Here is a 10,475-nt window from a genome sequence, read left to right as displayed (position 1 = left end):
AAGGCAGGTCGTCCAGCTTACAAACAGGATCAGATTGTCATTGAGGACTACTTGCCATCTGGATTTAAGTTGGATTTGGATCAGACAGTAGATGCTAATAAGGACTATGTCATTACATTTGACGAGGTGACAAATTACCTTAAGGCCACCTTGACAGATGAAGGTTTGGCGAAGCTCAACCAAGACTTGACAAAAGACTTTGATCTGGTTGACTTGATCTTGTTTGGCTCTCCTCAGAATGACAATGGGGTTTATAAAAACACCTACAGCCTCCTGATTGGGGATTACAAAGTCTACTCTAATACAGTAACCATCTACACCCCAGGTAGTGAAAATCCAGATAATGGCGGCTCTACTATCCAGCCAATCAAGAAAGTACAAGACCTTAAAGGAAATGACATTAACAATCAGACTGTAGATAAAGGTCAAAAGATTGTCTACGTTGGAGAATGGGACCTGGATCAGTACAAAGACATTGCGGCTGGTGCGGTAGCCATTCAAAAAGGCTTCGGCTATATCGACAACTACGATGAGACCAAGGTTAGTCTTGATTTGGACAATGTGACGATCAAGGATAGCACAGGAAAAGCAGTAGAAGGTCTGACAGCCTATGTGATTAAAAACTTGGCAGATGCACCTGAAGCCATTCGCAAACTTGTCCAAGATGCAGGTATTGAGATTGGCGAAAATGATGAGTTTGTCATTTGGGTAGCCAATGATCCACAAGCCTTCTATGACACCTACGTGAAGACTGGTTTGGATATTTTCCTGGAGATTCCTGCGACAGTCAAGAAGGATGTGCCTGGAGGTGAGAAGATTGACAATGTGATGTACCAGATTGATTTCGGAAATGGTTATGTTTCCAATGTGGTAACCAATACCGTCAAGGAAGATCCTAAGCCAACTCCACCTGTACAGCCAGAAGCCCCACGTCCACAAGCTCCAGTAGCACCAGCTCCTCAAACAGCACCAGTACAAGCAGCTGCAATGTTGCCGTCCACGGGAGAAACAACAGGTCTCCTATCTGTTATTGGGGCTATGATGTTGGTAATGCTTGGTTGGATCCGATTTGGAGAACGCAAGGAAAACTAGTTTTCCCCCTGGCTTTATGATATAATAAAGCCAACAAATGAGAGGGGATAGAGATGAGAGAGGATAAGAAAATGAACGCACACGTGACAAAGAGTGGCTATAAGTACTATACCCCACAAAAAACTACTTCAAAGGCTCCACAAGCCCCTAAAGAAAGCAAGTGGAGAAATGGACTCAAGCGGGTTAGAAAAGCCCTTCTAGCGGGTCTTAAGAACCTTCCTGGGCTGATCATGAGAGCAGCTGTCCTTATGGTCACAACACCCTTGATGATTCTCCTCTTTATTTTTAACCTGCTGAAGAGCCTGCTCGTCACAGCCATTGGCTGGTTTGTATTTAAGGTAGTTTCTTACTTTATTCTGGGTTTTGGAATAGCAGGATATGCTTTTCTAATTCAAAAGGATATCCCAGCACCAGAATGGTTTAACAATATGATGACAGATTTTGTATTCCCACACGGTGTTCCAATTCATTACTGGTGGGAAACGACTATTATCGTTGTTTTAGCGGTCATTACCGCCCTCTCTCTAACCCTCCATCCAAACGAGGTTTAAGCCTCATTATTCCCCTATAGCACAGAGACACTGAGATTTTTCTTAGTGTCTTTCATTTTTTAGAAAAGAAAGTGAGAAATCAAATATGCAAGCAGTTGTAAACTTTATCAATCAAATTGGTAATATCGGTGGCCTGGTTGGCCTTGGTTGGGTTGCCTGGGGAGCCTGGGACCTATTTATCGGCATTCGTCGAGAGCTAGACGATAAGAAGGACAAAGGCATCCAGAGTATTGTTTTAGGTGCGCTCCTTGGGACAGTACTAAAAACTCTCTTTTCAGCTATGGCTGCTGGACTTCAAGCCATTGGGTAAGCTGAGACAAAGGAGGTGGACCTTATGGATCAATCCACATTAAGTCAGCTGACCATGAGCCTCAAGGACTATAACCCTACAGCCTACCAGCTGATGGAGACGGTCTCAGGATCTATGGAAAAGGTGGCTATTTTACTGCTCTTACTCTTTATGGGCATGAACATGCTCAACTGGAACCAGCAGCTTAAAAGTAACGGTGGAGAACTGTCCCTCCAACTTTGGATTGAGGAAATCCTGAAATATAGTATCGCCCTCTTTCTCATCCTCTACTTGGATGAGTTTTTTGATAGCCTCTCTTGGCTCTTTAATGTCGTTATCAAGATGGTTGCTAAATTGGGAATAAAAGAAGTCAACACTGATATAGAATTCAGTGTTAAAAATCTAAATTGGGCTGCGAAAGCAATGCTTCAGTTCGTATACCACGTTGTTGACTTTATCGGTCAAATCTCAACTAAGTTGCTCATCCTCTTGCGATCCTTTACCCTTTATACCTACAAGGGGATTGGAAAGATTGTCGTGGCTTGTTACATGATGGAGAGCCTACGTCCAATCTGCTTTGGCTTTTTCAAGCTCTACATTGCAGCCGTCCTGCAGGGGCTCATCCTAGTGGTAGTTATCATGCTTTATCCAGCTATTGTGACCAATGACCTATTAACCGTCGCAAAGACTGGAGCCTGGACCAGTGCCCTAATGGCCATTGCCAAGGGGATTATTTATATCATCATGCTCTTTGGTACCCAACGCATGGCCAAGAATATTATGCAGGTGAATTAAGAAAGGAGACTTATGACACGTTTAGGCAGTGAATTTCTAAAAGCCTTGGATAGCTACGAGCGGCCTATTATTGGCTATATTACCTTTAGGCAGCTGGTGCTCCTCTTTGGCATAGGACTGACGGTACTTGTGACCTCGGTCCTTTTTTGGTTTCAAATACCCGACATCATTCTTTATGGCGTTAGTCTTTTGGTACTAGTGCCTTTTGTTATTTTTGGGTGCCATATCGATGAAAAGATTAAAGATGAATTGCGTTTTCTCTTGACCAAACAAGAACGAACGTATCAAACAGACTATAACAGGAAGGACTATACGAGAAATGACTTTATTCGGCCGAAAACAAACCCCGAAAATCTCTAAAGCAGAAAAAGAAAAAGCCAAGCGGTTGAGACGAACCCTGACCGCTTCTACACAAAACAGCTTGAACTACCAAACTCTAACACCTGATGGGCTTATGACCATCACAAATGATACTTATTCCAAAACCTACCTCTTGGGAGATACTAGCTACATTACCGCAACCGATGACGAACGAATAGACGTGATCGAAACCAATGCAGATATTTTCAATTCTCTGGACATTGACAATGATATGCAGCTGCTGATAGTGAACAGGAGGGTGGAAAGCAATAGCTTGGCTGCTATTCGTTATGACCTCGCTCAAGATGGTTATGATGACTATCGCAAGGAATACAACGCCATGATTAAGGACCGATTCTCCCAGGAACAAAACACCTTTAAGGTGGAGAAGTACTTGACCATCACAACCAGGGCTGACCAGGATCATCAGGCTAGACGAATCCTAGATGATACCGCAAATATTATTGAGAGTCAGTACAGTGGTCTTGGGATTTCTTTCAAGGAGATGGATGGTCTAGAACGGCTACTGGTCTTTCGTAAACTCTTGCGTCGTGAAGCTTTTCTTGACTTCACCTACGAAGACATTGCTCTCTCTGGTTTATCTACCAGAGATTTTATTGCCCCGTCCTACCTGAAGTTTGATAAGGACTATATGCGGATTGACGATAGCTATGCCAGGGTTCTTTATGTGAAGCAGTACCCAACCTTCTTGAATGACAAGCTCATCAAAAACATTCTGGACACAGGAATTGAGTTAGCCATTAGCCTTCACGCCAAGGCCTATGATACGGCAGATGCCTTAAAGAAAATTAAGACAGTCAAATCCAGCGTCCGACGTGAGATGATTAAAAGCCAGAAGGCTGCTGCTAGAGAAGGCTATGGGAGTGATCTAGCGGTCGGAGGAAAAGCCATTGAAACCAATAAGGAAACTGAAAAATGGACAGAGGAGCTTCAGGAAAACGATCAGAAGATGTTTTCAGGTGTTATGGCTATTTACCTAGTGGCAGACAACCTAGAAGAGTTGAAAAACCATACCGAACAGGTGCAGCGTTCCGTCCGTAAGAACACGGTGGAGCTAGATAAGTGTTACCTCTATCAGGAGGAAGCCCTCAATACCATTCTTCCGATTGGCCTGCCTTTTATCAATGTCAAACGCCGTTTTATGCGAGATATGACCACCAGTAACCTAGCAACCCAGGTACCCTTTACCAACGTTGATTTACGGTCTTCTAGCCCACGTGCCGTTTATTATGGCCAAAATCAGCTTTCTAAGAACGCCATCACTGTGGATAGAAAGAAGGACTTAAACACGGGATCAGGCTGTATCTTTGGCATTTCTGGCTCTGGGAAATCAGTTCTGGCTAAGGGCGGAGAGATTATCCCAACCCTCTTACGCTACACAGAAGACCAGATCATTATTGTCGATCCTGAAGCGGAGTACACTGATATTGGACGAGAATTTAACGCTGAAGTGATTACGATTGCCCCAGGGTCACCCCATCACTTCAACCTCCTAGACTTGCCAGATAGGGAAAAACTCCAGGCAGAAGATAGTGACCCGATTGGCCAAAAGGCAAACCTTCTCTCCACCCTCTTTGAGAATATCTTCTCTGAAGTCTCTGACGATGAGTTTGCCATGATTGATCGTGTGACCAGAAAGACCTATGAGGAGTATTCGCACCCTACCTTTAAGGATTGGCAACGTGTCCTAGAAGCACAACCGGAGGACATCGCTCAAGCCTTAGCTCTCAAGGCAGAACCCTATACCATGGGTTCTAATGACATTTTCGCCCATCCAACCAACGTTAATATGGATAACCGCTTCATCATCTTTAACCTAAAGCAATTGAACGGGAAACTCAAACCCTTTGCCCTCTTGGTGATTCAGGATTATATCTGGAACCAGGTAGTCAACCATCAGGGCAAGACTACAACTTGGCTCTATTTTGATGAGCTACAGCTCTACTTCAAAAACAAGCTCCAGGCCACTTTTTTTACAGAACTGTACTCCCGTATTCGAAAATACGGGGCTCTTCCTACAGGGATTACACAAAATCCGGAGACGGTTTTATCGACTGAAGAAGGAAGGAAATTGGTTTCCAACTGTGAGTTTTTAGTTCTCCTCAAGCTCAAGCGGACAGACTTAGAAGCCTTGTCACAAGTAACTCCTCTGACTCCTTCCCTGGAGCGTTTTGTCTTACGGCCTAAAGCCAAGGGAACAGGGCTTATCGTGGCAGGGGATACCATTGTTCCCTTTGAAAATCCCATCCCTAAAGATACCAAGCTCTATCAGTTGGTCGCAACGGATGGCTAGACGACAAACAGAAAGCGAGGTGGTGAGTTTTGTACAAGACTGACCCCAAACAAGCCCGACAGCAGAAGCGAAAAGGCATGAAAGACGCTACTCATGCCAATCAACAGAAGGTGGCGAAGGAAGCCCGCTTAGATTCTAAGGTGGCCTTCAAAACCGCTAAGAAAAATTACCGCCTAGCCAAAAAGGACTATATCCGCCATCAAGGTCCACACCTGACCGCTAGAGCCCTCTTCTTTAAGCAACAGAAGGACAAGGCTAGGCTGGAGAAACAAATCGCTAAAACGATCTATAAACGGGCTAAAAAGGCAGATGATACCTATATTCCTAATCGTTTGAAGAGGCGAGCCAAACAAGGCGCTCGAATGAAACTCAGGCAGGAAGTGGAAAAAGAAACACGAGACAATGATATTTTAGATGATATTGTCAAAGCAAGGCAGGACATTCGCCAATTCCACTACCAGAAAAACGCGTCTAAACGTGCTATAGAAGCTGGTGGGAAGTTGGGCAAATACACCATTAAACACAGCTATGGTCAATTGAACCGAGTTTATAACTTCACCCGTGGTCGTGGCTTTACCAGAACTCCGAAAGAATTTTCTTGGGAAGGGAAGTTAACTAGAAAAATCCGTGCTGCCGGGCAAAGAATGGCTCAAACAAGAGCTGGACGAGTAACTAGAGGAACAGGTAGGGTGTTAAAGGTTGCTACCAAGCCCTTACGCTCCATCTTAGCTAATCCGTTGGCCATTAAGTCCTATTTTCTCATGTTTCTTATCTTTGGTGTAATGGCCCTTTTTATGGGGGTTTTGGGAGGCAGTGGTCCTGTCCAACAAAATGAATTTGACCTCAACCAATCCTGGCTTCATATCAGTAAACGAGACCGAGAAAAATCCAACGACAAAGTGGAATATTGGACCAACATCGATGATATCCTCTTCTTTATGAACTACCGTTATGGAAGTGAGTGGAGACCTGAAAGCAACTGGAAGGATGGAAGAGGTGGTGCCTTATCTGGGACTTTCGGTTTTAACCACTATTCGGATGCCTTGAATGATCTTTGGAATCACCTAAACAGGGATATCAATGATCTAAAAACCATGTCGGATCTTTACGGTTCCTCTTCAACGTTGAAATGGGCAAAACTGGATAGAGATGAGTTAGAGGAGTACAAGGAGCTACTCGACTTATCCAAAGAAGTGGGGAAATACCCTGCTTATCAGGAATTAGAAAATCCATTTTATAAAGAAAACGAGAAGGTTTATCAAGAGCCTTTGGTGATTCAAAAACGTTTTGGCTACACGTCAAAGACGGAAGTTTACAATGGTACCACCTTTCAAATAGAACGTGGTAAACCCATCTATGCCCCCATGTCAGGAATACTAGAAGTCACTAAGGACAAGGATATACTGATTAAGACGGATGAGACGATTTTAACGTTGAAAAATGTTGGGGAGATCCAACAGGTTTCAGGAAATAAAATTGCTGAAGGGGACAAGTTGGGTACGGTTTCAACAGATGGCGGACAAGAGATATTCTACCAAAAAGTGGAAAGCGTTGATAATAAGACCAAAAAGAAAAAATGGACCTACCTTAACGTTGGTTTTTACTTTGAGAAAGTTACCTACCAACAAGAAACCTTTGTCCTATCTAGTTCGGTAGATGGGGATAAAGCTCAAACAGTGCAGTTTATCCATGAGTACCTCAAGAAAAATGTTCCTGGTATGAAGTTAACTGGTCTGTCATCGATACTAGGTAACTGGGATGTGGAAAGTGGTATCAAGGCCAAACGGGCGGAAGGAGATTACCTGAATCCTCCTATTGGAGCTTCTACTAACTCCTGGGACAATCCGATGTGGTTATCAATGAATGGTCCAACAATCTATAATGGCCGTTATCCCAATATCCTTCATCGTGGAATTGGTTTGGGGCAGTGGACAGATACTGCTGACGGCTCTACCAGACATACCATGTTATTAAACTATGCCAAGTCAAAGAATAAAAAATGGTATGACCTAGAATTACAACTTGACTTTATGTTGAATGGGGATGCCCCCTGGTATAGAAAGAAGGTTCGAGAAATCTTGACTTCAGATGCTTCAGTCGAAGATCTCACCTATACGTTTTTAGTCCAATGGGAAGGCAATCCTGGTGACAAATTACCTCAACGGACAGCTTCTGCCAAGCAATGGCTAACTTTCCTGAAGAATAATAAAAACGGTGGTCAAAAAGGACGGGGTGGCCATATGTTTAACGAACCCTATATCGTTATCCAACCCTACGGTAGAACTCCATGGAGTCAAGGAGCAGGGGCTTGGATGTATCCTAAAGGTTATCATGACGGGGTAGATTTAGTTGCCAAGAGAGCGAATTACAATAGTTCCGTGATCTATGCAAATGATATTCCTGTCTTTGCGGTAGTGGGAGGAACTGTCACCAGTGCAGGAGGGCCAACTCAGTGGGGGAACTTTCTCGTGATTAAAACGGATCTAGGCGGTTATACCTATTATGGACATTTGAAATACCCACCGTCTCTTCCAATAGGCAAACGAGTAGAAAAGGGAGATCAGATAGCTGTTTTAGGGGATACAGGAACTGCAGGTGTTCCCCACGTACATTTTTCCTACTACTATGGAACTTATGCCAACGATGTTGACCCAAGCTTTTTATTTAAGACAAATGGAACCTTGGTACAGGACGAAGTGCTGATACCATAACCTTAAGGAGAAGAAAATGATTGATATTGACAAATGGAATAACCTTAAGAAGGCAGGTGTGGCAGTGACTGCCTTCCTTTCTCTGGTTTTGAGTTTTTGGTTAGGGGGAGTGTTAAAACCTGCTACAGTCTCTCAGAAAGCAACACCTATCCAACAGGAAAAACAAGATACGGAATCTGAAAATGGGTACGTGACAAAAGAACTTATTGAAGAATTTCTAGTGGCTTATTACACGAAGAAGGATCTGGGAGAGAATAGAAACCGTTATAAGGTTTTTATGACGGATACGGCCTATCAAACAGAAGTGGATAGGGAAGAAGCACCAGCTACACAAGCCTATAAAGGTTATATGGTAGATTTCATCTACCAGTCTTCAGAAATCTACTTAAATACGGAAAAGAATGCTGCCTTAGTAGAAGTTTCCTATACCAGCACCTTATTGGTGAAGCCGAATGACTATGAGAATGCGGCTAGGAATGTTAAACGTGAAGGGATGTTACAGATTGATTATGTGAAAGACGGGGATACCTATCGGATATCTAGCTTTAAGGAAGTTGGCTTAACAGATCTTCAAACACTACCTCCAGGCAGTGCTGGAGGTGATATTCCAACGGCATCAAAAGATTAAGGAGAAGAAAGATTCTATGAAAATGATTGACACAGAAAAATTAAAGCTTTTAAAGTTAGCAGGGCTTGCCCTGGCGACTGTCCTGGTTCTAGGTACAGTCTTTTGGGTTGGCCTGGCTAGTGCGAAACCCCAAAAATACACTAAGAAAACCACTCCCAAGACAGAACGGATTAAGAAGGTTGAAGGTGGCGAGCTGACATCAGCCTACGTCAAGGATTTTCTTTCAGCCTACTTTACCAAGAAGGATCTGGGAGAGAATAGAAATCGTTATCTTCCTTATATGACAGAAGCAGCTTACCAGAAAGAAGTTCAATCTGAAGAGGAACCTTCTGTCAAGACTTATAAGGGGTATGTGGTGGATACAAAGTTAAAGTCATCCACGATTTATCTTGACAAAGAAAACAAGGTGGTTTTAGCTCAGGTAAGCTACACTCAGACCCAACTTCAGAAGAAGTATGATTACACCAATGCACAAACCGACGTATTATCAAGTAGTACCCTACGTATTCACTACATTAAACAAGGTGAGAAATATTTGATTAGTCAAATAGAACCTATCCTAATCGTTGATACTCTCTCAGCTGACCAACAAGCAGGAATTCCAACGCTTAATCAACCTATTATCGCTCAAAATACAGAAGGAGAATAAAACCTATGACCAAAATAGAAATACTTGAAAAACAACATGCCAAAGCACAGGAGAGACGGGAGGATTTCTTATCCAAGGCTAAGAAGGAGGAAGACAAGCTAAAAGAGCTTGAAACACAAATCATTCTGGCCAAGCACGAGGCACGCTCAGACTATTTGGCTAAGCATAACCTAACCTGGGCAGATCTTGAAAAAGCAATAGCAGAAGGAAAGCTGAAAGGAGATGAGAACCATGTACCGATTAACCAACCTGACACAGGACACGACAACGACCTATAAAAATAAAGATTTGGTTTATCAAGCCTTAGAGCGAGAAAATGCTAAGGTCAAACACCAGGAGGCAGAAGGTATCCTCTTAGTGGAAGAACTGGATAAAAAAGGCGTGGTCATCTACCAAGAAGACATCTATCTCCCCTTTGATGGCATCGCAGATAGTCTTTTTCTGAAGACAGGTACGGATATTCCTTCTGAAAGACCATCTAAGGCTAGAGGATTTTCCTTTCTGAAGCCTTCTGAGAAGAATCTTGATCAAGCACCCACCAAAAAAGAAAAACAAGACCTCAGAGAGCCTTTCTCAGACACAGCTTCACAAGTTGAACGACAACAGAACAAGTTTTCTATCCTGAAAATCTTATGGCAGGGACTGCTTGTGTTAGGCTTACTGACGAGCCTGGCAGTATCTGGATTTACGACTAGTCTGCTTATCAAACAAGAAAAAAAGATTACCAATCTAAACAAGCAGGTGAAGGTACTTGAAACCCTCCAATCAGAAGCAGGAAAAATAGATACCTTTATCCGCTATTTTCTTCCTCACTACTATTCTGAACAGGGACAACTAGACGACTTTGTAGCAGGGTCTCTGAAGTTGGCGAATCAGCCAGGTCAGCTCCAGTCTGTTATTCTGGAGAATAGCTCACAGACGGGGAATAAGATCTATCAGTTGACCTATGTCTTATCGATTAAGGAAGGAGACAACAGAAGCCAGAAACGTCTAACAGTGACTATTCAGGAAAATCACTCTTCCCCTTACGGTTACCAGGTTATTGCTGAGCCAAAACTATCCAATTATCCAAAATAGAAGGAGGTA

Annotated in this window: 11 protein-coding genes; all 11 read left to right on the top strand. The window is 43.1% G+C overall.

Annotated elements, in window-relative coordinates; genetic code table 11:
• The coding region (locus A3I9_RS0109680) for an SspB-related isopeptide-forming adhesin (protein WP_026217429.1) at window positions 1–1,092 on the top strand (1,092 nt) is incomplete at its 5' end.
• A 53-nt stretch (window positions 1,093–1,145) separates the two neighbouring features.
• Window positions 1,146–1,643 (top strand): hypothetical protein, encoded by a 498-nt coding sequence (locus A3I9_RS0109675; protein WP_018378833.1) that lies wholly within the window; start codon window positions 1,146–1,148, stop codon window positions 1,641–1,643.
• 85 nt (window positions 1,644–1,728) lie between these two features.
• The gene (locus A3I9_RS0109670; protein WP_018378832.1) at window positions 1,729–1,953 is read left to right on the top strand and encodes a hypothetical protein; all 225 of its coding nucleotides are present in this window, start codon (window positions 1,729–1,731) and stop codon (window positions 1,951–1,953) included.
• 24 nt (window positions 1,954–1,977) lie between these two features.
• A complete protein-coding gene (locus A3I9_RS0109665; protein WP_018378831.1) occupies window positions 1,978–2,727 on the top strand; it encodes a hypothetical protein in 750 nt (249 codons plus the stop codon).
• A 12-nt stretch (window positions 2,728–2,739) separates the two neighbouring features.
• Complete coding sequence (locus tag A3I9_RS0109660; RefSeq protein ID WP_018378830.1) at window positions 2,740–3,087, top strand: PrgI family protein; 348 nt, start codon at window positions 2,740–2,742, stop codon at window positions 3,085–3,087.
• Entirely contained in the window at window positions 3,047–5,401 is a 2,355-nt protein-coding gene (locus A3I9_RS0109655) for a VirB4-like conjugal transfer ATPase, CD1110 family (RefSeq protein ID WP_018378829.1), read from the top strand. The genes A3I9_RS0109660 and A3I9_RS0109655 overlap by 41 nt, the downstream gene beginning before the upstream one ends.
• Window positions 5,402–5,430: 29 nt before the next feature.
• Window positions 5,431–8,112, top strand: a complete 2,682-nt coding sequence (locus tag A3I9_RS0109650; RefSeq protein WP_018378828.1) for a phage tail tip lysozyme — start codon at window positions 5,431–5,433, stop codon at window positions 8,110–8,112.
• Between the two features lie 16 nt (window positions 8,113–8,128).
• Window positions 8,129–8,740 carry a hypothetical protein gene (locus A3I9_RS12790; RefSeq protein ID WP_018378827.1) on the top strand — a complete coding sequence of 204 codons (612 nt, stop codon included), beginning with the start codon at window positions 8,129–8,131 and terminating at the stop codon, window positions 8,738–8,740.
• A 16-nt stretch (window positions 8,741–8,756) separates the two neighbouring features.
• A complete protein-coding gene (locus A3I9_RS0109640) occupies window positions 8,757–9,389 on the top strand; it encodes a hypothetical protein (RefSeq protein WP_018378826.1) in 633 nt (210 codons plus the stop codon).
• 5 nt (window positions 9,390–9,394) lie between these two features.
• Entirely contained in the window at window positions 9,395–9,667 is a 273-nt protein-coding gene (locus A3I9_RS0109635; protein WP_018378825.1) for a hypothetical protein, read from the top strand.
• On the top strand, window positions 9,621–10,466 hold the full coding sequence (locus A3I9_RS0109630; protein ID WP_018378824.1) for a hypothetical protein: 846 nt from the start codon (window positions 9,621–9,623) through the stop codon (window positions 10,464–10,466). Before A3I9_RS0109635 ends, A3I9_RS0109630 begins: the two co-directional genes overlap by 47 nt.
• Window positions 10,467–10,475 lie beyond the last annotated feature (9 nt).

Source organism: Streptococcus ovis DSM 16829 (assembly GCF_000380125.1).
GTDB lineage: Bacteria > Bacillota > Bacilli > Lactobacillales > Streptococcaceae > Streptococcus > Streptococcus ovis.
This window is presented reverse-complemented; position numbering and strand designations above follow the sequence as displayed.